The organism is Pseudomonas sp. St386, assembly GCF_018325865.1.
Taxonomy (GTDB): domain Bacteria; phylum Pseudomonadota; class Gammaproteobacteria; order Pseudomonadales; family Pseudomonadaceae; genus Aquipseudomonas; species Aquipseudomonas brassicacearum.
In genome coordinates this window covers 6,095,478-6,118,418 of sequence record NZ_AP021900.1, presented here as the reverse complement: position 1 = coordinate 6,118,418, position 22,941 = coordinate 6,095,478, and the positions used below count along the sequence as shown (strand labels likewise).

General features: G+C 63.0%; 14 protein-coding genes and 1 pseudogene. 6 read left to right on the top strand and 9 right to left on the bottom strand.

What is annotated here, in order from left to right:
• The first annotated feature begins 3 nt into the window (after positions 1 to 3).
• Positions 4 to 525, top strand: a complete 522-nt coding sequence (locus KI235_RS27095) for a single-stranded DNA-binding protein (RefSeq protein ID WP_003206078.1) — start codon at positions 4 to 6, stop codon at positions 523 to 525.
• A gap of 129 nt (positions 526 to 654) precedes the next feature.
• Here KI235_RS27095 and KI235_RS27090 read toward each other — a convergent pair whose 3' ends face one another.
• The 3 genes from KI235_RS27090 to KI235_RS27080 form a co-directional block, all read right to left on the bottom strand.
• Complete coding sequence (locus KI235_RS27090) at positions 655 to 1,269, bottom strand: hypothetical protein (RefSeq protein WP_172681421.1); 615 nt, start codon at positions 1,267 to 1,269, stop codon at positions 655 to 657.
• A 145-nt stretch (positions 1,270 to 1,414) separates the two neighbouring features.
• Entirely contained in the window at positions 1,415 to 2,269 is an 855-nt protein-coding gene (locus KI235_RS27085; protein WP_212795378.1) for a hypothetical protein, read from the bottom strand.
• A gap of 171 nt (positions 2,270 to 2,440) precedes the next feature.
• Positions 2,441 to 4,366 carry an MAC/perforin domain-containing protein gene (locus KI235_RS27080; RefSeq protein WP_003206072.1) on the bottom strand — a complete coding sequence of 642 codons (1,926 nt, stop codon included), beginning with the start codon at positions 4,364 to 4,366 and terminating at the stop codon, positions 2,441 to 2,443.
• 211 nt (positions 4,367 to 4,577) lie between these two features.
• Between KI235_RS27080 and KI235_RS27075 the strand changes: the two genes are divergently transcribed.
• Positions 4,578 to 7,877 carry a tetratricopeptide repeat protein gene (locus tag KI235_RS27075; RefSeq protein WP_069971351.1) on the top strand — a complete coding sequence of 1,100 codons (3,300 nt, stop codon included), beginning with the start codon at positions 4,578 to 4,580 and terminating at the stop codon, positions 7,875 to 7,877.
• A 92-nt stretch (positions 7,878 to 7,969) separates the two neighbouring features.
• Here the strand turns inward: KI235_RS27075 and KI235_RS27070 are convergent, their stop codons facing one another.
• Positions 7,970 to 8,524, bottom strand: coding sequence for a cysteine hydrolase family protein (locus tag KI235_RS27070; protein WP_212795377.1), 555 nt, complete (start codon positions 8,522 to 8,524; stop codon positions 7,970 to 7,972).
• A gap of 98 nt (positions 8,525 to 8,622) precedes the next feature.
• Between KI235_RS27070 and KI235_RS27065 the strand changes: the two genes are divergently transcribed.
• The 3 genes from KI235_RS27065 (at position 8,623) to KI235_RS27055 (ending at position 11,736) form a co-directional block, all read left to right on the top strand.
• On the top strand, positions 8,623 to 9,618 hold the full coding sequence (locus KI235_RS27065; protein ID WP_042956417.1) for a GlxA family transcriptional regulator: 996 nt from the start codon (positions 8,623 to 8,625) through the stop codon (positions 9,616 to 9,618).
• Positions 9,619 to 9,884: 266 nt separating this feature from the next.
• Positions 9,885 to 10,988, top strand: a complete 1,104-nt coding sequence (locus KI235_RS27060) for a DUF3182 family protein (RefSeq protein ID WP_043042709.1) — start codon at positions 9,885 to 9,887, stop codon at positions 10,986 to 10,988.
• A complete protein-coding gene (locus KI235_RS27055) occupies positions 10,978 to 11,736 on the top strand; it encodes an alpha/beta fold hydrolase (protein WP_003206064.1) in 759 nt (252 codons plus the stop codon). The genes KI235_RS27060 and KI235_RS27055 overlap by 11 nt, the downstream gene beginning before the upstream one ends.
• Positions 11,737 to 11,869: 133 nt before the next feature.
• Here the strand turns inward: KI235_RS27055 and KI235_RS27050 are convergent, their stop codons facing one another.
• The 4 genes and pseudogenes from KI235_RS27050 to KI235_RS27035 form a co-directional block, all read right to left on the bottom strand.
• The gene (locus tag KI235_RS27050; RefSeq protein ID WP_003206063.1) at positions 11,870 to 12,871 is read right to left on the bottom strand and encodes a lysylphosphatidylglycerol synthase domain-containing protein; all 1,002 of its coding nucleotides are present in this window, start codon (positions 12,869 to 12,871) and stop codon (positions 11,870 to 11,872) included.
• Positions 12,858 to 14,158, bottom strand: a pseudogene (clsB, locus tag KI235_RS27045) (cardiolipin synthase ClsB). The gene KI235_RS27050 and the pseudogene clsB overlap by 14 nt, the downstream one beginning before the upstream one ends.
• Positions 14,152 to 14,961 carry an endonuclease/exonuclease/phosphatase family protein gene (locus KI235_RS27040; protein WP_028237106.1) on the bottom strand — a complete coding sequence of 270 codons (810 nt, stop codon included), beginning with the start codon at positions 14,959 to 14,961 and terminating at the stop codon, positions 14,152 to 14,154. The pseudogene clsB and the gene KI235_RS27040 overlap by 7 nt, the downstream one beginning before the upstream one ends.
• A complete protein-coding gene (locus KI235_RS27035; RefSeq protein ID WP_038859752.1) occupies positions 14,958 to 15,884 on the bottom strand; it encodes a DUF72 domain-containing protein in 927 nt (308 codons plus the stop codon). Before KI235_RS27035 ends, KI235_RS27040 begins: the two co-directional genes overlap by 4 nt.
• A 323-nt stretch (positions 15,885 to 16,207) precedes the next feature.
• Here KI235_RS27035 and KI235_RS27030 point away from each other — a divergent pair, with 323 nt between their 5' ends.
• Entirely contained in the window at positions 16,208 to 18,295 is a 2,088-nt protein-coding gene (locus KI235_RS27030; protein ID WP_028237107.1) for a mechanosensitive ion channel family protein, read from the top strand.
• 126 nt (positions 18,296 to 18,421) lie between these two features.
• Here the strand turns inward: KI235_RS27030 and KI235_RS27025 are convergent, their stop codons facing one another.
• Positions 18,422 to 22,735, bottom strand: coding sequence for a DEAD/DEAH box helicase (locus KI235_RS27025; RefSeq protein WP_053163475.1), 4,314 nt, complete (start codon positions 22,733 to 22,735; stop codon positions 18,422 to 18,424).
• Between the last annotated feature and the right edge of the window lie 206 nt (positions 22,736 to 22,941).

The window sequence follows — 22,941 nt, the reverse complement described above, 5'->3', positions numbered from 1 at the left end:
GTTATGGCCCGTGGGGTTAACAAAGTCATATTGGTCGGTACTTGCGGCCAGGATCCCGAAGTTCGCTACCTGCCGAACGGCAACGCCGTGACCAACCTGAGTCTGGCGACCAGCGAACAGTGGACCGACAAGCAGACCGGCCAGAAGGTCGAGAAGACCGAATGGCACCGCGTGTCGATGTTCGGCAAAGTGGCTGAGATCGCCGGCGAATACCTGCGCAAGGGTTCGCAGGTGTACATCGAAGGCAAGCTGCAGACCCGCGAGTGGGAAAAAGACGGCATCAAGCGCTACACCACTGAAATCGTGGTCGACATGCAAGGCACCATGCAACTGCTGGGCGGCCGTCCACAAGGCGACCAGCAACAAGGTGGCAACAACTACCAGCAGTCGGCTCCGGCCCCGCGTCAGCAGGCGCCTCGTCCGCAGTCGGCGCCACAGCCACAACGCGAACGCCCGGCCCCACAACAGGCCGCGCCGCAACCGGCTCCGGATTTCGACAGCTTTGATGACGATATTCCGTTCTGATTACTGGTTGAGACTACTCCGCCAATAGTTTGAAAACAGGCCCCAAGCGCACTCTGCCCTTGGGGCTTTTTTATTTATTGGCGCAGGCCAGGTTCATGACTTGAGGACACCGGGCAATCCCGGTCATGCTCACAAATCCAGATCCAATACTTCCTGCATCCTCTCGCCAATCGACTGCCTCAACCACTCGGCATGGAACGCCATGTCCCGCACCGTTACATCCGAAAACCGAAGTTCGATCGGCTTGCCATTGTCCCCGGCGAAGCACACCACAAAGTGACAAAAGTTGGCGGAAGCGGTCGTTATGTAGGGCCTGATGGAATGGATATCGCTGTACGGCACGCATTCTTCGGTGGTTTGCCGGGCAGGGCGGCGCTGGGTGAAGGTGAGGCGTTGCTGGCGTTCGTCGAAGCAGAAGCCAAGCACCTGGGGCCCGGAGGCGAGCCAGTTGATCACGCAGACGGCCGCGAATGCGCTGATGAACATGAGCGCTAGAATCAGTGGATCTTCGATCATTCTCATGTGAATGGACGACAGACCTTCGACCTTGAACAGCATCATGGTAAACACTGCCAGCCCGTAGACGGGCAGGGCCAGTAACATCCCCGCAGCGTAAATCATGGTGCCCAGGAATCCCGGCCTGGATACGTCGCTTGAGCAATCCCACGTGGGCGGGTGCCGTGGCGCTGATGTAGCGGTCGGGAACGGGGATTCGACCAGTCGCGGCGGGCGTTTGCGTTTCATACGGCTGGCTCTTGGGAAAAATGCCCGGCCATTCTTATCGTTATTGCTCAAGTACGCCTAGTAAAAAACAGTTCGCCCGAGGTTGGGTTCTTCCTGGCCCCCGCCAACCCAGGTTTTTTCTGTCTGACCTGTAGTGCTATCACCCTCACGGTCGGTAATTTGCCGGTAACTCATGCCGTGTCGGCGTCTTCTCTTCGTGATAGTGCGGTTTGCCCTGGGGGGAGTTCATCAAGGTCGGATTGGCCAGGATCGTCTCCGTCAGCAAACAGTCCTCGCCTTCCCCGAACCAGCAGGCCAGCGCCGAGTTTCGGTTGCCGTGCATGTCCAAGACGGCCGGCCAGTTTTCGATGCCGCGGGCGTCACTGGGGGCTATGTCGGGGTAATGCTTGGGCGGCAGGACCAGTGCATCACCGGGCCGCAGCCACAGGTCAGCCAGATAAATTTCCCTGGCCGCAGGACGCCAGCGGGCGACGCTGATCACCAGCGGCAAGCGTCCGTAGCGGGAAAAGAACGCGTGGGGGAAGTTGTGGTATTCGAGGTCGGTCGGGTTGTAGGTCAGCAGCTCGCGCTGGCGCGCCGGGCCCAGGTAGGGCGATTGGTGGCCGGCCCATTTGCCGTAGGTGTATTGGCCCAGGATCAGTTGGTCGTACTCGAAACGCAGGCATTCGCCGTTGCCGAGCAGGGTCATGCCGAAGGCTTGCGCCGTTTCCCTGGTTGCCCAGATGGGGGCGTAGTGCACTTCGCTGGCGTGGAAGTCGAACGTCTTGATCCAGTAGGAGCCGGTGTTCGTTGGAACCTCACGATCCCTCCAACTGATGCCGGAGTAGCGAGTGCCCACGGACAGGGATGGATTCTCGGGGCTGAGCTGGATCAGGTTGCCGCGCACCTGGACACTCGGCTGCGCCAACCCATGGTCGTTGAACAGATAGGGAAACCGGCGGGGATCGAGCGCTGTTTCCGCGCCGTCGCCGATAAAGGGAACACTGTTGAAGACTTGCATCGTATGGGGACCACGCACGCAAGAGGGCTAGAGGGAATGGCAGTCAATCAAGTCATGAAACCAGTGGGAGCGAGCTTGCTCGCGATAGCGGTGGGTCAGCTTGCACCAATGTTGGATGTGCCGCCGCCATCGCGAGCAAGCTCGCTCCTACAGGGGGGTAACTATCGGCTATCAACTATATGGACGATGCTGCTCGCGCAACCAATCCATGCCGTGAGGTTGGCGCCAAGCCCGGACTGCGGCGCGCTTTTCAACCTGGGTCAGGCACAAGGCGTCCATCCAGTAGTAGACCATCAACAGGTGAAACACCTCATCGCCGCGCCGGTCCCAAATGACGTCGTCCTGTTGGCGGCCCGGTTCGATGGGCTTGAGCCGGCAGTCGCCCTGGTCATGCATGCCCTGCAGGCAGGTTCCCGTCTCGTAGTTGATCAGCAGTACCGGGTGGTTGATTTCCGGGTAGGGTTTTTCCAGCTCGGGCATGTACCAGAATTGCCCTGGGTTGCACCTGTCCGGCGTCTGCATGGCGATACGGGTCCGGTTTTGCGGATCCACTGCCAGCGCCGGTTTGTCCCCAGTATTGTTGCGCACGATGTACAGCGCGGTGCGAGGGTCCTGCTCGGTACTTGCCGTCTTGACCAGCTTGACCTTGCCGAACGAGTCGTGGGAAAGCCGAGCCTTGATCTTCACCGTTGGGTTGAGGTCTTTGCCTGCCTGGCCGAAACCGGCAATGAGTCCATCGACACCGGGCACCTCGAAGTCATTCCCCGCCAGCACATAGGTCAGGCCGGACAACGGGTTGGGTTGCATGTGCTTGGTCAGCGTCTCCCAGCGTGCGAGCGACACTTCGCTGGCGCCGTTGGCCAGCAGGGCCTCGCGCATCGCGTACCCCGGGTAGTAGCGTGAGTCGCGCGGCCAGCGTTCAGTGGCCATCAGCAGTTTCTGCCCGCTTTTTTGTCTCAGCAGCAGGGCCAGTCCATCCCAGAACTGTTCAAATTCCGTGGTCGATGCATTCGCGGCGGGTGGGTAGTGGAAGCTCTCGCTGGTTTCCTTGCTTTTGTTGTCGACGAACACCATTCGCAAGGCCGGGCCGGTTGCCGCGGCCTTGGGCGTGGTTTGCCGCCCGGAGCGACCGAGGACCACCACCGACTCCTGCCAATTGGCTTCGATTTCCGCTTTGTAGCTGGTGTACCACTGGTAGGCCTGCTCCAGTGCCGTACGGGTCTCGCCTTCCTTGACGAAACGATAGACCGGCGAGATTTTCAACTCCACGACCGTAGGGTCGTCCGGCAGCGATTCACGCCATTTGCCGAACTCCGCGTTGCAGTTACTGGGGTCCACTGCGTTGAACGCGATGGCGTGCGTACCGCCCTGGGTGGTCAGGTTGGCGTTGCGGTGGGCGATGTTTTTCTTGACCGTTTCCGAGATCGAGGTGGTCGCGCTACCGCTGACGAAGGCGCCGTATTCGGCCTTGACCATCGCATCGAGGGTATTGGTCTGGCTGAGGAAACTCTTGAGTGCGGTCATCGCATAGTTCAGCGAGCCGCCGACGGTCACTTCGCTGACGATATCGGCGCCAAAATCGACGAGGAAGTTGAAAAACGTCGTCGGATTGCCCGGATCGAACGCCTTGGGCAGGTCATCGACACGCTTCTTGAACGCTTCAGTCGCATTGGCCGGATTGACTTCGAAGGTCAGTTTCCATAACCGCACGGTGTGACTGTAGAGCGCGGCTTCGCGCTCTTCGAGCGTCTTGATGTCACTGCCGAAGGTGACTTTGAAACCGGCGGAAAAGGCGCCGTATTTACCGGAGGCTTCGACACTCGTCTGGGTATGTTTTTCGAACTCGTCGCGGGAGGAAAACGTCTCGGTTGAGAAATTCTCGGTGGCCACGACGGTGGACATGGTGACGTTTTTCCCTACGTTGTAGGCTGTTTTCCGGTACGGCACGGCACGTTTGCCCGACTCGGTATCGCCGACCTTCTGACACTCCTTGCTATCGCCGGCCCAATCGAGCCGGTTCAGTCCACGCCCCAGCAGTTGCGAACCGCCGATATCGCGCAAGTCTTCGCCAGTGGTGCCCTTCAGTCCATCGTTCATCGCCTTTCTCCCATCGCTCAGGTTGTATCAACTGGGTGCCAATTGATGGGAGTGAGTATCGGGAGGGCCGTGATAACCGGACAGTCCAGAGCAGTGTCAGTCCGGTATCAGTTTGGTATCAGGCCAAATGCCATCTTTTCATTAACCTGCAGAGAGGCGCTGGAGTACACTCGATCGGCTGCCGTTGTCCCAGGGTAGAAGGGTTATCGACATGGACTCCCGACACAATACCTTTGCTGCCCTGCCCAAGCGTGATGCCTCGATATCCGACGGTCGTGTGCTGTTGGACGCGGTGTCGTTGAAAGGACTGCGCAAACAGCATGGCCTGAGTCAGGAAACCCTGGCCGAGGCCTGCCTGAACCGGCATTTGTGCGTCTCGATCGCCTCCATCAAGCGCGCCGAAACCGGCAAGCCGGTGCTTTATCGCACCGCTCGGCACCTGGCGACGGCCTTCGGGGTCGATGTGAGTGCGCTGCTGGGCGATCCCGCCTCGGCGGCTTTGGTGCACATCCAACAGACGATGACCGAACTGCACCAGATGGCCTTTGCGCAACAGGCGCAGAAACAGGTCGATGACAGCGTCATTCGCTACGTAATTGAACTGTCCTTTCGGATCGATGGGGTGCCAGCGGCGACGTTCATGGATGAAGTCGAGCGCCTGGTGCGTCAGTTCGGTGGCGTGCCACTGGGGATGACGCGGGATGTGGTGATCGCCCAATTCGGCTCTCCGCAGGCGTATCGCAGCGATAGCGAACGGGGCCTGCTCTGCGCGTTGGCGCTGAGCCGCGAGCAATTCGTCACGCCAGGGCATGCCTTGGTGCTGCGGCTTGTGCGCCTGAGTGCCGAAGCGACAGCCCCCCATGTTGAGCCTGCTTTGCTCGCGCAAAAGCCGTTGCTGGATCGTCATGGGAATGCGCCGGTGTATATTGCGCAGAATCTGCTGGAACAACTCGCTGCCCGGTTTGAGTTTTCCGCCTCCGACGATGAGTTTCAGGCCTATCGCAAATGCCTGCGCCCGCGCAGCCTCGACGAAAACGCGCCGCGTCCGTTGGTGGGGCGAGCCATCGAGCTGTTGCAGTTCAAGGCAGTGATCGAGGCTACCCAGGAATGCCAGGATGGGCACGTCGTGTATGTGCGCGGCATGGCGGGCATTGGCAAGACCCGGCTGGTCAGCGAGTTTCTCGAAATGGCTCGGCAGCGTGGCTTTGCCTGCCATCGCGGCGATGTGCTGGATTTCGGCATGGACAACAGTCTGTGGCCCCTGGGGCAATTGGTGGCCAGCCTGCTCAACCTCGGTGGGGCGCCGTCCATCAGCGCGTCGCTGTTGGACGCGGCCTTGTCCCGCCTGAAAGTGGCCGCCGAACATCGCATGTTCCTGCAAGTGCTGACGGGCGTGTCGTCTGCCGAGCCGCCCATCCTGTATGGCGCGATGAGCAACCAGGCCCGTACCCAGGGGCTGTTCCAGGCTTTGCTCGACGTGTTGCTGCGCGTTGCGGTGCAACAGCCCTTGGTGATCTGCTTCGAAGACCTGCACTGGGGCGACACCACGCTGTTTGCGCTGCTGGGCAAGCTGCTCGATGCCACTGACGAAGCGCCGGTTGTCTGGCTGCTGACGTCCCGTCCCGAAGATGACCCGCTGGGCGGCGAAATCCGTTCGTATTCCTCCAGCCCCATGAGTCTGCTCGATATCGCGCCGATCCGGGCGCGGGAGGCCACGGTCCTGGCGGAGCAGTTCATCGATGTCGATCCGCGCTACCGGGCTGAATGTGTTGCCCGCGCCCAGGGCAATCCGCTGTACCTGACGCAACTGCTGTCGAGCCAGCAAGGTATTTTCCCCGACAGTCTGCGGCATCTGGTCCAGACCCGCTTCGACAAGCTGGCTCCCGAGCAACGTCGCGCCCTGCATTACGCCGCGGTGCTGGGTAATCGTTTCGAGCTGACGCTGTGGCGCCAAGCGCTAGGACAGCCCGGTTATCTGCCGACGGCGGACATGCGCCAGGGGCTGCTGCGGGAAGTCGAGCCAGGCAGCTATCTGTTTGTCCACGACCTGGTCATGCACTGCCTCTACGACGCGATGCCCACGTTGCTTCGCGAGCAGTTGCACGGTGAAGTGGCGAGCCTCTACCGCGAGCGCGACCGGGTGCTCCATGCCCAGCATTTACTGCGGGCCAACGATCCGGCGGCGTTCGACGCGTTGTTGGTAGCCATGGGCGAAAAACGCCTGGCCTGCCAGTACGACAGTGTCCTTGCGCTGGCGCGGCAGTGCGCGGCGTTTGCCGAGCGTACGCAGGGCGATTTTTCCTTCGCGTTGCTGTGCGGCCAGGCGTGCTCGGGCCTGGGCCAGACCGTGGAGGCTCGGGCGCATTTCCAGCGGGCCTTGGCCTTGGCCGAGCAGCCACAGGATCAGATCGAGGCTGCGCTGGGGCTGGCAGCGGTCCTCAATACCCTCGACTGCCTGGACGAGGAGGAGCGCCTGATCAAGGACATGCAGCCCATCGCCCGGGCCATGCAGGCGCATACGGCGCTGGCCCGGTTGAATCACTTGCACGGGAATATCTATTTTCCACGGGGCGATTACGCCGAGTGTCGCAGGCTCCATGAAGAGGCCTTGTCCTGTGCGCGCATCGGCCGGGATCTGGAGACCGAGGCCAAGGCCTTGAGTGGCATTGGTGACTCCTATTACGCACAAGGGCGCATGCAGACCGCCTACGAGGTGTTTGATCAATGCGTACGCCTGTGCGAACGCAATGGGTTGGCGCACGTGGAGGCGGGCAATCGCAGCGCCCGTGGATCGGCGCAGCTGTACCTGGGCCAGTGGGAGCAGGCCTTGCGTGACGCCATGGAGGCCATCGAATGCAGCACTCGGCTGGGCAATCATCGGGCACAGGTTTTCTCGCGGCTCACGGCGGCCTGGGTGCTGGTGGCGGGCGGCCAGGATGCCTTGGCGGAGCAAGAGCTGACCTGCGCCCTGGCGCTGGCGCGCAACCTCGGCGCCAGCCGTTTCGAAGCGATCCTGCTGGAAGGGTTGGCGCGGGTGGCGTTGCGCCAGGGCGAGCGCGGGCTGGCGCAGACCTTGATCATGGAGGCGGCGAGCCTGGTGGAGCGCTTCGAGCTGCAGCGCTACATCGGGCCGTGGGTCTACGGCAGCCTGGCGATGATCAGCGACGATGGGCCGCTCAGCCAGCAGGCCTTGGCGAAGGGCGAAGCCCAGCTCACCCTGGCCTGCCTGGCCCACAACGCTTTGCGCTTTCGCGTGGCCGCCGCTGAAACCTGCCTGTTGGCGGGCAATACCGAACAGGCGATCTGGCATGGGCAACAGATGGCGGCATTGCCCGAGTCAGCGTCATGCGCCTGGATCACCCATCATGTGCGGTTGATCGACGTAGCGGGGCAGTGGCTGCGCAGCGCCGATCAAGCCAGCGGCGAGAAGGTGAAAGGGATGGCGCGCGAAGCGCAGCAGATGGGATTCGTGGCGACGATGCCGAGGTTGCTGCAAATGCTGGATGTGTGATCGTTCCAGACACACCGCTGATGCTTGAGGCAAAACCGCACTTCGCCGACGAAGCGCGGTTTTTTTTGCGTTTTTTTAGATGCGCCGTGTATTTAGCGATTGGCCGCCAGGAATTGCTCGGTGCTCACCACACTCGCATAGGCAAACCCCAGTGCCGCCATGAACGCGGCATGCACCTGGGCAGCCGGCACGACGACGCCGTTGAATTCCAGGTCGAGGGTCGCGCAGGCATCATGGACCACCGTGACGCCGTAGCCCAGGTCCGCCGCCGCCCGCACCACACCGTCGACGCACATGTGGCTCATGCTGCCGACCACCACCAGTTGTTCGATGCCGTGCTGGTCGAGGATGGCTTGCAGTTCGGTTTCGCGAAACGAATTGACGAAGTGCTTGAGCACTACCGGTTCGTCGGCGCGGTTGAGCACCTTGGGGTGCAACTGTGCGCCTTCGGAGCCTGGGGTGAAGAAGGGCGCGTCGTCGGAGGTGAATTCGTGGCGGATATGCACCACGCTGTCGCCCGCCTGGCGAAAGGCTTCGATCAAGCGTGCGGCGTTATCGGCAGCGGCTTGGGCGCCGACCAACGGCCATTTGCCCTGGGGGAAGTAGTCGTTCTGGATATCGACTACGATGAGCGCTTGTTTGGACATGAGGGCTTCCTCGATCAGATTGGGTGTGAAGCCAGTATTAGCTTTTGCCGCCGCTTCGAGGATTGGCCGCAACGACAATAAGCGGGGGAAAACTGACAATGACGCAGCAAAGGGCAGTCGCCGAGCTCGGGGTGCTCATCTATCCCGGTGCGCAACTGGCGGCGGTGCATGGCTTGACCGATCTGTTCGCCGTGGCGCAGCGGATCGCGGCCGAGCATGCCAGCGTGCAGTTGCCAAAGCTGCGGGTGAGTCACTGGCAGACGGAGGAGGGCGGGGCTCCGCTGCGGGTGTTCGACAGCGAAACCGGCCCGGTGGGCAAGCTGGTGGCGTTGTTGATTCCACCGTCCCTTGCCGGTTTCAGTGACGGCTTGGTCTCTCAGGCTCTGATGGATTGGCTGCGGGCGCAGCATGCCGACGGCACGGTACTGGGCGGGGTTTGCGTGGGCTCGATCCTGCTGGCCGAAAGCGGCCTGCTCGACGGGCGCAGCGCGACCACCCACTGGACTTCGGCCAAGTCCTTTGCGGCGCGTTACCCGAAGATCAAGCTCAACGCCGACAAACCCATCGTCGACGACGGCGACCTGATCACCACCGCCGGGCTGATGGCTTGGTCGGAACTGGGGCTACGCCTGGTGGACCGCCTGCTCGGGCCCAGCATCGCCACGCGCACGGCGCAATTTCTGGTGATTGAGCACAGCGACAGTGCGAGCCAGTGTGGCAGTAATTTTGCGCCCATCCTCGGCCATGGCGACCCGGCGATTCTCAAGGTCCAGCATTGGTTGCAAAGCAGCGGCGCGGTGGAGGTTTCCCTCGGTGCAATGGCCGAACGCGCCGGGCTGGAAGAACGCACCTTCCTGCGCCGGTTTCGCGCCGCCACCGGGCTCAAACCCACTGAATACTGTCAGCACCTGCGCGTCGGCAAGGCCCGGGAGATGCTGGAGTTCACCAATGGCACCATCGACCACATTGCCTGGACCGTCGGTTACCAAGACCCGAGCGCCTTTCGCGCGACCTTCAAGAAAATAACCGGGTTGGCGCCGAGTGATTACCGGGCTCGGTTTGGGGTAAGTCCGCCGAGCGTTCCCAAAGGCTGACGCTGACCCTTTGTGGCGAGGGATTTATGTGGGAGCAAGCCTTGCTCCCACATAAATCCCCTCGCCACAGGAGGTTGCGTCTGCTGCTGGCCATCGTGCAATTTGCGGGATGCCTGCCATGGGTCGTGCAGAATGAAACAGGCTCGGTGCGATCAACTGCGCACAATACGCCCGCTTGGCTGACCGTTATGGCCGATGCCACCGTTGGCCTGATCTCTGCACCTTCCCTTATCTAAAGCCATCGAGCGCAGGAAAAAGGGCAACGCATGACACCAGTCAATCGCAACAAGCGGGTAGTGGCCTATTCGGTCAATCCACAAGCGCCGCGCCATGAAGTCGAGACCAATCGTGCACTGGCCCAGTGGCTGGCACAGATCCTGGGATGGGAGTACGGCGACAGTCATGACTCTCAGGCCGGTCATGATCTCTATCTGTTGCCCACGCAAACCCTGATCGGCACCGAAACCTTGATGCGCCTGGGGGTCAAGGGGCCGGAGGATGTGTGGGGCGGGTATGTCGAGCATGATTTTATCTGCACCAAGGCGATTACCCATGGTCTGTTGAATAAGGACGCCGTGGCGCCCAAAGGCTGGTCGCCGCTGTTTGCCAAGCTCACGCGAGGCGCGGTGCTAGATGGCGTGACGGTCTTTTCGCTCAAGGATGCGCGACCCGCCGCCGAGCACTTGCTGTACATCGGACCGATTCGCCTCAAGCCGATCCATGCCTGTGCCGGACGTGGGCAACGGCTGATCAAGAGCCTGGCGCAGTTCGATGAAATTGTCGCCGAGCCTGACGCCCAGGCGCTGTTTCGCGATGGGGTGGTGCTGGAGCAGCATCTCAACGAGGTCAAGACCCAGAGCGTCGGCCAGAGCTTCATCAACGGCAAGGTCCTGAGTTATTGCGGCGTGCAACACCTGACCCACGACAGCGAAGGGGTCGAGGTGTACGGCGGATCGGACCTGCTGGTGGTGCAGGGCGGCTACATCGAGTTGCTCAGGCTCGAACTGCCCGACGATGTGCGCGAAGCGGTGCGGCTGGCGCAAGTGTTCGATGACGCCGCCAACCAGGCCTACCCGAGCTTTTTTGCGTCGCGGCGCAATTACGACATTGCCCAGGGCCTGGATGCCGCCGGCCAGCCGCGTGGCGGTGTACTGGAACAGTCATGGCGCATGGGCGGCGCCAGCAGCGCCGAACTGGCGGCGTTGCAGGTGTTCGTCGAAGCGCCGCAAACCAGCGCGGTGCGGGTGTCCTCGGTGGAGACCTACACCGAGCAACCGCTGCCGCCCGGCGCGAGGGAGGTCTATCGTGGCGCGGCGCACAACGGCGACTTCCTTCTCAAATACGTAACGGTTCAATCCTATGACGGCTAGAAGTGAAACCATTCAGATCGAGATTGACGATGAACGCATGAACGGGACATTCCTGAGTCCCAAGTCGAAGGTCCCCGGCGTATTGTTCGTGCACGGCTGGGGCGGTAGCCAGGAGCGGGACCTGGAACGGGCCAAAGGCATTGCCGGCCTGGGTTGCGTGTGCCTGACCTTCGACTTGCGTGGGCACACCGGCGGGGCGGGGATCCCCTTGGCACGGGTCACCCGCGAGGACAACCTGCGCGACCTGTTGGCGGCATACGACCGACTGCTCGCGCACCCGGCCTTGGATACCTCGGCGATTGCCGTGGTGGGCACCAGTTATGGCGGCTACCTGGCTTCGATCCTGACTTCGTTGCGTCCGGTACGCTGGCTGGCCCTGCGGGTGCCGGCGCTGTACCGCGACGAGCAATGGCACACGCCCAAGCGCGACCTGGACAAGACCGACCTGCTGGATTACCGCAGCACGCTGGTGCATGCCGGAACCAATCGCGCCTTGCATGCGTGTTCGCAGTTCACCGGCGATGTGTTGCTGGTGGAGTCAGAGACCGATGCCTACGTGCCCCATGCCACCATCATGAGCTACCGGGCGGCGTGTCAGCAGACCCACTCGTTGACCCACCGGATCATCGACGGCGCCGACCATGCCTTGAGCGACCCCGTGTCACAGCAGGCCTACACCTCGATCCTGGTGGACTGGATCACGGAAATGGTGGTGGGAGAGCGGTTGAGCATTATCCAGGAGCGGTAGATACGTGATGTTCAGGCGGGCCTCATCGCGAGCAGGCTCGCTCCCACAATGGATCTGTGTGAACCCGAACTTATGTCCCAGTCATCCCTGTGGGAGCGAGCTTGCTCGCGATAGGGCCAGGCCAGGCAACCCATCACTTGAGCCCAGGCTTGACCCGCAACGCCTTGGCCTTCGCCTCGATCACCAGGTACATCACCACGGTAATCAGCAACGGCAGGATGAAGTAGATCGCCCGGTAAGCGATCAGCCCCGCCAACAGGCTGCCCCGCGACACTTCATGTTGCAGCAGCGCAACGAACACCGCCTCCAGCACCCCAAGCCCGGCCGGAATGTGGGTGATGACCCCGGCAATGCTGCTGATCAGCAACACCCCGAGCACCACCGGATAATCCAGTTTGCTGGGCAGCAACGTGAAGATCACCGCCGCCATCAACGACCAGTTCAGCGCGCCCAACGCCAGTTGCAGCACCGCCATGCGCAGCGATGGCAGGTTGATTTCCATGCCGCGAACGGTCCACGCCCGGCGCTTGGAAAACCGGCAGGCTACCAGGTAACCGGCACTCACCAGCAACAACAACGCGCCGACGCCTTGCAGCGCATCGCTGCTGAGTTTCCAGCCTGGCGGCATGGTCACCAGGCCGCTGCTGAACACCGCACCGGCCAGGGTCATGTAGCCGAACCAGTTGGTGGCCAGGCTCAGGCCGAGAATCTTGGCGATGTTCCCGGTGCTGACCCCCAGCCGCGAATACAGCCGATAACGCATGGCGATGCCACCGACCCAGGCGCTGAGGTTGAGGTTGAACGCGTAACTGATCACCCCCACTGGCAAGATCTGCCGCCAACCCAGTTTCTGGCGGATGTAGGTGCGACCGATCAGGTCGAAACACGCATAGGTGATGAAGCTGGTGACGGTCAGCGCGGCGGCGATGATCAAGGTGCGCACCTTGAAGTCCGCCAGGGTGGCGAACACTTCCGACCAGTCGATGCGTCGGGCCAAGGTGGTGAACAGTACGATCAACAGCAGGAAAAACGCCAGGGTCAGCGGTCTTTTCCAGCGGCTCCAGCGGGATTTGGACTTGGACTGTTCCGGCGCATGGGCATCTCTCGGCGCGGCGTGCGCTTCAGAGTGGTTCATGGGGTTCGCTCCGGACCGCCGTCGGCGGCGAAAATGGTTTCAGACGCGGTTTATGGGCCGGCAGCCAGCCGGCCCAGGCCGGGAAATGGCGCAAAAAGTGGAACACCATGAAACCGATGGTCATGCGCCACAACAGGCCCCGGGGGCGTGGTCCTTGGGCATCGCGGTGCAATGGTTGCGGCTCAGGTAGTCGAGGCGCTCGAACAGCTCGCGGTTGAACGCCCGGTCGCGGATCAGCACATTGGCTTCCAGGTTCAGGGACAGGCTCAGTGGGTCGAGGTTGCTCGAACCCACCGTGCTCCAGTCCTCATCCACCAGGGCGACCTTGCCGTGCAGCGGTCGCTCGCAATATTCGTAGATCACCACGCCGGCCTTGAGCAGGTAGCTGTAGAGCATGCGTGCGGCGAGCTTGGCGATCATCATGTCCGGCTGGCCCTGCAAGATCAGCCGTACTTCCACGCCGCGCCGTGCCGCGTTGCGGATCTCGCGCAGCAACCGGTAGCCAGGGAAGAAATAGGCATTGGCGATCACCACCCGCCGCTGGGCGCTGCGCAGCACATGCAGATAGACCTCTTCGATGTCGGTCTGGTGTTCGTGATTATCCCGGTAGACCAGGCGCACCTGGCCGTCGTGGTCGCTGAACGCCAGCTCGTTGCGGCGGCTACGGCGGCGTTGCCACCAGTATTTGGCCCGGGCGGGGCGGCCACTCTGCAACAGCGCGAAGTGGTGGATATCCACCACCGCCGGGCCTTTGACCTCCACGGAATAGTCCTGCTTGGCCTCGGCGCCGAAATCGCCCAGGTGGTCGGCGGAAAAGTTGATCCCGCCAATAAACGCAATCACCCCGTCCACCACCACGATCTTGCGGTGCAGGCGGCGGAACCAGTTGGTGCGGATCCCCAGACGCCGGGGCGCCGGGTCGAACATCTGCAAGCGCACCCCGGCGTCGCTCAGCGATGCCAGGAAACCGGTGGTCAGCTCACCGCAGCCGAAGCCATCGAGGCTGACGGTGATGCGCACGCCACGCGCGGCGGCTTCGACCAACAGGTCCCGTAGTTCATTGCCGACCTTGTCCTCGAACAGGATGAAGGTCTCCAGGAGAATTTCTGTCTCGGCCCGGCGAATCGCTTCGAAGACCCTGGGGAAATACTCTTCACCGTTTTCCAGCAGCGTGACGCGATTGTTGCCGTGCCAGCCGTATTCGATATCCGTCAGCGCCGGGTTGCGCTCGGTGGGTGGCGCCTCGACCTGCTCAACTGTCGCCTTGTTCATCGTCGCGCTCATAATTCGATCTCCACCGACAGCGGTGCGTGGTCGGAAAGGTGCGACCAGGGTCGTACGTTCAACACCTTGGGATGATGGGCCTTGAGATTGCGCACGTAGATGCGGTCCAGGCGCAGGATCGGAAGGCGCGCCGGAAAGCTGCGGGCCGGTTTGCCCCACTGTTCGGCGAACACTTCCCGCAGACCGCAGGGTTCGAGCAGTTCACTGGCCTTGCCGCGCCAGTCGTTGAAGTCGCCAGCGACGATCACTGGCGCGTCGGGCGGCAGTTCGCTCAAGCGCTGGCAAAGCAGCTTGAGTTGCTCGACACGATGACCTTCGCGCAGCCCCAGGTGCACGCAAATGGCATGCACTTGCGGTCCATCGCCCGGCAGGCGCAGCACGCTGTGGAGCATGCCGCGGTTCTCATGGCCGCTGATGGACACGTCCAGGTTGTCGTGGCGGATGATCTGGAATTTCGACAACAGCGCGTTGCCGTGGTCGCCCGCGGGGTACACCGCGTTGCGCCCGTAGGCGAACTGCGGCCAGAGGCTGTCGGCCAGAAACTCGTATTGCGGCATGCTCGGCCAGTTGCTGTAGCGCTGGGGATGGTGTTCGTGGGTGCCGTGGACTTCCTGCAAGAACACCACATCGGCGGACACGCTGCGCACCGCTTCGCGCAATTCCGGCAGGATGAAGCGCCGGTTCAGGGCGGTGAAGCCCTTGTGGGTGTTGACCGTCAGCACGGTGAAACGGCTGACCCGGTCGAGATCCTGGGACTGTTGCTGGGTCGGCTCGTGGGTCGCTTCGCTGGTTTCCGGGCGGTTCATGGCAACACCCCTTCGGCCGGGCGTTCGCCCGGCGCGGTGGCGAGGTCCTTGTCCAGATGGAAGTGTTCCAGCAAGTGGCGTGCGTCATAGGGCGCGCGGACTTTGATGTCGTTGTCGAAATAGCAGAACACTTCCCGGCTTTTGCGGGCCCGGGGCTTCTTGTCGGGATCGATCAGGTGGGCGTCGGCGGGTTGCTTGCCGTGGCTCCAGGCCTCGATCCGGTCGCCCCAGCGCTTCAACGCCTCGTCGGTATAGCCGCTGGCGTACAGTTCCTCGGCACCGTGCAGGCGCAGGTAGACGAAATCGCTGGTGACGTCTTCGCGATAGGGCCATTTACCTGCGGTGTCGGCGATGACCAGGGCCACGTCGTAGCGCTTGAGCAGCGTGACGAAGTGCGGGTCGATAAAGCTGTCATGGCGGATTTCCACGGCGTGGCGCAGTGGGCGCTTTTTATCGGTCGTGGTACTGGCGTGGCCGTCCAGGCGCGGCTCGTGCTCGCGGGCCAGGGCGGCGGCACCTTCGGTGTCGTGGGGCAGTAGCTTGAGGAAGTCTTCGAACAGTTCCGGGTCGAATTTGAAACTGGGCGGAAACTGCCAGAGGATCGCGCCCAGCTTCTCCTTGAGTTCCAGCACACCGGAGGCGAAGAAATTGGCCAGGGGCTTGCGGATGTCTCGCAGGCGCTTGATGTGGGTGATGAAACGCGGGGCCTTGACGCTGAACACGAAGCCGGGCGGTGTCTCGGCGTACCACTGGGCATACCGTTCGGGGCGTTGCAGGGCGTAGAACGATCCATTGATTTCGATGCTGTTGACCGCTCGCGAGGCGAATTGCAATTCCCGTTTCTGGGTCAGCCCCTTGGGGTAGAAATCCCCCCGCCAAGGCGTGTAGCGCCAGCCGGAAATACCAATGTGGATCGCCGTCATGTATCCCTCCCGTGCCAATGACCTCGTACTGCCTGTGTCTTGTGATGACTGTTGCGCGGCCCGGAAAGTTTCGATGGTCTTACCGACGGTGGAGCAGACGGTGAAGTACTGTGGCGAGGGGATTTATCCCCGCTATGTGGGAGCAAGGCTTGCCCGCGAAAGGAGGCGCCTCGATTTCTGAAAGACCGCAGCGCCTCCATCGCGGGCAAGCCTTGCTCCCACATAATCCTCTTGCCACAGGGGTTGTATTGATCATTCGAGCGAACTTGCCCGCCCGTTGTTGATCAGTTCCTTACCGATCCCGTGTGAAGGAGCCTCGCGTTTTGTCTCGATTGAGCACTGTATTGCTGCTGTTCCTGCTGGCGATGACCGGCACCAGCGCCTACGGGACCGCCGCTGTCCCCGGCACCTCCCAGCCCAGTGAAACGCCCGCCGAACCCGCGCCGCTGGTGCAGGGCGGTTTATTGGGGGCCATCAGTTCGAGCATCGATGACGTCCAGGACAAGCTCGATCTCAACCAGAGCCTGGTGGATGCCTGGCGCCTGCGGGCGGACCGGGCGGCGGATGAGGTGGACCGGCTGGTGGACCAGACGTCCCGTTCGTCCTGGCGCGTGGCGGGGGATTTCCTGTTGTTGTCGAGCGTCTGGATCGGCGCTTTTGCACTGATCTGGTCGGGGGCGCGGCTGCTGCTGCGCCATCTGGGCCGGCGCCGCTGGCTGCGCACCCACCAGCGCGTGCGCGACCTGCTCGGTTATCTGCTGCCGTATACCGCTGCGGCGTTGATCTGCCTGCCGCTGACCCTGTACGTCAGCCACTTCCTGCAGGTCTCGGTCGGTCGCGCCCTGGCGCTGTGCTTCGCCTATGCCACTAGCAGCGGCATTTTCTCCACCTCGGTGTTGCTGTGCGTGATCGTGATGTTCAACGCCGGCCACAAACGCCGGGCGGTGGCGATGATCCGGCGCTTCAGCCCCCGGCCATTGTTCATGATCGGTTTTCTCGCCGCCCTCAGCGATGCCCTGACCAGCCCGCAGATCGCCCGGCAACTGGGTGGCAACATCACCAGCAGCATCGCGGTGTTCACCGGCCTGTTCGCCTCGGTAATCTTTGGCTGGCTGGTGATTCGCATGCGCCGGCCCGTGGCGCACCTGATCCGCAACCGCCCGCTGGCCCAGCGCTTGAAGCAACCGGCCTTGCAGGAGTCGCTGCGGATTTTCTCCGGGCTCTGGTATTGGCCGATCCTGTTGATGGTGCTGGTGTCGGCGGTGAGCCTGATCGGTGTCGGCGAGGACAACCAGAAAGCCCTGCGCTGTGCGTTGTTCACCACCATCCTGCTGATCGCCACGGTGTTCCTCAGCACCGTGTTCCAGCATGTCTTCAAGTCGCCCAAGGCCGAGGCCATCCAGCGCGACAGCGCCTACAAGGGCCGCCTGTTGAGCCTGCTGCACGCGTTGCTGCGCATCGTCATGGCGGTGGTATTCATTGAGGTCCTCGGACGGATCTGGGGGATTTCCCTGTTCGAGTTCGCCTCGCGCAATGCCATAGGCCGGGCGATCAGTGATTCCTTGAGCCGCATCGGCCTGATCTTCCTGATGACCTGGCTCACGTGGGTGGTGCTCGACACGGCGATCCAGGAAGCCCTGAAACCGCCGCTGAACAAGCGCGGGGCCCGTCAGCCCAGCACCCGGGTCAAAACCATCCTGCCGCTGTTGCGCAACGCCGCGAAAATCATCCTGGTGGTGATTTGCGCAATCACCACCATGGCCAACCTGGGCATCAACGTCGCACCGTTGCTGGCCGGTGCCGGGGTGGTGGGGCTGGCGATCGGTTTCGGTTCCCAGCAACTGGTGCAGGATGTGATCACCGGGCTGTTCATCATCATTGAAGACACGCTGTCCATCGGCGACTGGGTGGTGCTCAGCTCCGGCCACGCCGGCACCGTCGAAGGCCTGACCATTCGCACCCTGCGCCTGCGCGACGGCAAGGGCTTCGTGCATTCGGTGCCGTTCGGCCAGATCAAGGCCGTGACCAACCAGTCCCGGCAATTCGCCTTTGCGTTCTTCTCCGTGCAGTTCACTTACGACACCGATGTCGACCAGGCCATCGAGCTGATTCGCGAGGCCGGGCGTTCGATCGCCGAAGACCCGTTCCTGAAATTCAACCTGCAAGGGCCGCTGGATGTGTTTGGCGTGGACAAGATGGATCTCAACGGCGTGGTGCTCACGGCGCAGTTCCGCACCGTATCCGGCGGGCAGTATGCGGTGAGCCGGGCGTTCAACCAGCAGTTGAAGAAGCTTGTGGATAACCATCCGGCGGTGCACTTCGCGCAGACTTATCCACAGCAGGTGGTGTTGCCCAAGCGGTTGGTCGAGGAGCAAAAAGCGGGGGATGAACTGCCCGATCAAGCTCAATGATTGCCTGGGGCTGTGGTGGGGCTTATGGCCTCATCGCGAGCAAGCTCGCTCCCACAGTAGGTTTGTGGTGAATGAACAATCCCTGTGGGAGCGAGCTTGCTCGCGATAGGGCCGGCCCAGAAGCCCTCAACCTTTCTGAATCAGCTTGTTCCTGACCTCAGCCATCCCTTGAGCATCCAACTCCACCCAAAGATGCTGCTTGCCGGCAATCTGCGCCGCCACCGGCAAACCATCGCGATACACCAGCCGATTACTCGCCAGTGCCGGCACTTTCGCCCCCGGCAGCAAGGTGCCCGCCAGGTTCAGCGGGTCGACGCCGCACACCGCCACCAGGCTGCCATCGGTAGGGCGGCGGCGGGTTTCGCGCAGCAGCGGGATGGCTTCGGGCAGGGCGAATTGTTCGCCCGCCAGCCCACTGACAAAACGCCCGCCGCGAATCTCGCCCCGCGCCTCCAGGCGATGAAAGGTGCGCAGTAGCTCGCGCCAACTCGGCAACCAATCGGCTTCCCGTTCCAGCAAGCGCCAGAACACCACGCCGTAACGGCGCAGCAGGGTCATGGCGATGTGCTCCAGGGTGTCGGGCGGTGTGGGCGCGGCGCGGTTGCCGTCCACGGGCGCCGGTTGACTGCGGCGCAACAAGGCCCAGCGCCCGGCGTCGTCCATACCACCGACAAACGCTCCGCGCCCGCGCCGGCTGCTGCGGGCCTGGCGCTTACTGGCCGGGGTGATCAGCGCGCGCAGGCCGGCGAAGCTGTCGGCATTCACCAACCCGGCACCCACCAGTTCCTGCAAGGCGATTTCCAGTTCGCTGCGCAGCAGGTGGGCTTCGTGGGCCAGTTCGTCGAAAAACAGCGCGCCGTGTTCGCTGAGGGCCTGATGGACTTTTTGCGTCTTGGGCGACAACTCATCCAGGGCCGTTTGCCCGGCCAGGCTGCTCCACAGCGCCACCTGACTGCGCGGCAACAACACCACCGGCGTGCTGCGCAGGGCGCTGGCGGAAGGCTTCTGGCGCGCACTCAGGCGCGTCCATACCCACTTGCCACTGCGGCACAACTCATCGAGCCAACTGGGCGAGTAGTCCTTGATCCGCGCTGGCAACAGGTCGCTGTCCCAGGCTGACGCAGCGGCCGGGAAGCCTTCGAACTGGCCGAGTATCGACGGCAGCACGGCATTGCCCCGGCCCTGGGTGGACGATGACAGGTGTTGCCAGTCGAACAGAAAGCGCATGAAGTCCTGCAACATCACCGGCTCGATTTCCCGGCGCAGACGCTTGACCGTGTAGCGATGGATCCGCGCCAGCAAATGCCGCTCGCACCATTCCTCCTGGCCGGTGCCCGGCGTGAACCGCCCGCGCAGCACATAGCCTTGTTGTTCAAGCTGCGCCAGGGCCTGGGTGACCTGCGGGGTCGACAATCCCAGCGGGTAGGCAATGGCTTTCAACGGCAGCGGGCCAAAGGCACTGAGCCGGGCGCGGAGCACTTCCACCAGGGCTTCGTCGCTGTCCCAGGCTTCATCGAAACCGGCCAGGGGCGTCAGCGGCGGTTGCCAGCGGGCCTGTGGATAAACGGCTTGCAGGCAGGTCAGGCGCTCCAGCGGCACCCACAGACCCCGCTCGGCACTGATCTGCAGGTGACTGGCGCGACCACTGGCGGCCAATGCCTGCAACCAATCCAGCCACGGCGCGTGGGCGTCGGCTTCGCTGTCGGCGATGCAGGCCAGGCTCATCAACGCTTCATGCATCTCATCGAGATTGGCCGGCGTCGGCCAGGCCTCATCGCGGACCGACTGAATGGCTTCGGCGTCCAGTGCGCCAAGGTCATCGGTGGCCTGTGGATCGCTCCAGCGCCGATTGATCACCGCTTGGGTGCGCCGTTCTTCCAGCGGCGCGTCGTCGAGAAAGGTGTAGGGGCGGGCGCTGAGGATTTCTGCCGCCAGCGGCGAGGGCGCCGGCAGATCGCGGCTGATCAGGCGAATCTCGCCCGCTTCCATGCGCCGCAACAGCGTCAGCCAGCCTTCGCTGTCCATGGCTTCGTGCAGGCAATCGTCGAGGGTCTGTTCCACCAGCGGATGGTCGGGGATCTCACGCTCGCCGGCCAGGTTTTCCAGGCAAGCGATCTGGTCCGGAAACACGCTGGCGATCAGGTCCTCGCTTTTCATCCGCTGGATCTGCGGGGCGACTTTGCGTCCGCCGGCGTAACGCGGCAAGGCCAGGGCCACGCCAGCGTTCCAGCGCCAGCGCACGCCGAACAGCGGCGCATCCAGTACCGCCTGGACCAGGATCTGCTCGGCGCTGTGGCTGTTGAGGTAGCGCCACACTTCGTCCAGTTCGAAGCTGTGGCTGGTGGACAGCGAGAGCACGATGGCGTCTTCACTGGCCGCGGCCTGCAATTCGAAGTTGAAGGTGCGGCAGAAACGCTTGCGCAAGGCCAGGCCCCAGGCGCGGTTGATACGGCTGCCGAAGGGCGTGTGGATGATCAGTTGCGTGCCGCCGGACTCGTCGAAAAACCGCTCCATCAGCAGCGTGTCCTGGGACGGCAGGGCGCCGAAGGCCAGGCGCGCCGGGGCCAGGTAATCCACCAGTTGTTCAGCGCTGGCCAGGTTCAGTTGCAGGGTGCCGGTGAGCCAATCGAGGGCCGGTTGCAGGTTGCCCGGCGTGGCGCCGAGCAGTTGATCGAGCTGGGCTTGCAGGCGCGCCACGGCCAGGGACAGTTCGGCGCTGCGCCCCGGCGCTTCGCCGAGCCAGAACGGGATGGTCGGCGGCTGTCCCTGGGCGTCCTCGACCCGCACGCGGCCGGTCTCGACGCGAATGATGCGATACGACGTATTGCCCAACTGGAACACGTCGCCGGCAATGCTCTCCACCGCGAAGTCTTCGTTGACGCTGCCGATGTTCAAGCCCTGGGGTTCGAGCAGCACGGCGTAGTCGGCATTGTCCGGAATGGTGCCGCCGCTGGTCACCGCCGTGAGCTTGCTGCCGCGGCGCCCGCGCAAGGTCCGGGTCACGGCATCGCGGTGCAGGTAGGCGCTGCGTACGCCCTGGCGACCATTGAGGCCTTCGGCGAGCATCTGCAACAGCGCCTGGTAATGCCCTTCGTCCAGCCCGGCGTAGGGCGAGGCACGACGCAAGGTTTCCAGCAGTGCTTGCTCCGACCATTCCTGGCAACTGACTTCGGCGACGATCTGCTGGGCCAGTACATCCAGCGGCGCCTTGGGGATGTGCAGGATGTCGAGTTCGCCACGGCGTACGCAGTCGAGCAGGGCGGCGCACTCGATCAAGTCGTCGCGGGTGGTGGCGAACAGGCGTCCCTTGGGCATGCCACCGACCTGGTGACCGGAACGACCGACCCGTTGCAGGAACGCCGAGATCGAGCGGGGCGAGGCGATCTGGCACACCAGGTCGACATCGCCGATATCAATGCCCAGCTCCAGGGACGCGGTGGCGATCAGCACCTTCAGCTCGCCGCGTTTGAGGCGTTGTTCGGCGTCGAGGCGAAACTCCTTCGCCAGGCTGCCGTGGTGAGCGGCCACGGCGTCCTTGCCCAGGCGCTCGCTCAGATGACGGCTCAGGCGTTCGGCCAGGCGCCGCGTATTGACGAACACCAGGGTGGTGCGGTGTTCCCCGGCCAGCTCGGCGAGGCGGTTGTAGACCAGTTCCCATACGTCATTGGCCATCACCGCCGACAGCGGTACTGGTGGCACTTCGATGTCCAGGTCCCGGGGGCGGGCGTGGCCGATGTCGACGATTTCACAGGTGCGTCCCTCACCGACGAGAAAACGTGAAACCGCTTCGATGGGCTTTTGCGTGGCGGACAGACCGATGCGCATCAGCGGTTCGGCGCACAGGGCTTGCAGACGCTCCAGGCTCAAGGCCAGGTGGCTGCCGCGCTTGCTGGCGGCGATGGCGTGGATTTCGTCGACGATGACCGTGCGGGTGCTGGCGAGCATCTGTCGGCCGGAGTCGGAGCCGAGCAGCACGTAGAGCGATTCGGGAGTGGTCACCAGGATGTGCGGCGCGGTCTTGCGCATCGCCGAGCGTTCTTTCTGCGGCGTGTCGCCGGTACGCACGGCGGTGGTGATGTGCAGGGGCGGCAGGTCCATTTGCCGCAGCTGTTCGGTGATGCCGGCCAGGGGATTTTGCAGGTTGATCTGGATATCGTTGCTCAAGGCCTTGAGCGGCGAGACGTAGACCACCAGCGTCTGGTCCGGCAGGCCGCCCTGTTCCAGGCCGCGGTGCACCAGGTCATCGAGCACGGCGAGAAAAGCCGTCAGGGTCTTGCCCGAGCCGGTAGGCGCCGCCACCAGGGTCGAACGACGCTGGCCGATCAACGGCCACGCCCGGGCCTGGGCGGCCGTGACCGCCGGGAAGGTCTGGCTGAACCAGGCGCGAACGGCGGGGTGAAAGCCGGCCATGGCGTGGTTGGCTGGGAGAGGCAGATTCATGGGGCAGTTATGCGGGTGGGTTGGGCAAGATGCAAGTACCACTTGAGACCTTCATTGCCTGCCAGAATGCCATCGCGAGCAAGCTCGCTCTCACAGGGATAGCATGGGCACCTGAGATCCCCTGTGGGAGCGAGCTCGCTCGCGATAGCGGCCTCAAGTCCCACCCAAACCCGGCGATCTGCACTTTACGGATGACGGTTGCGCAC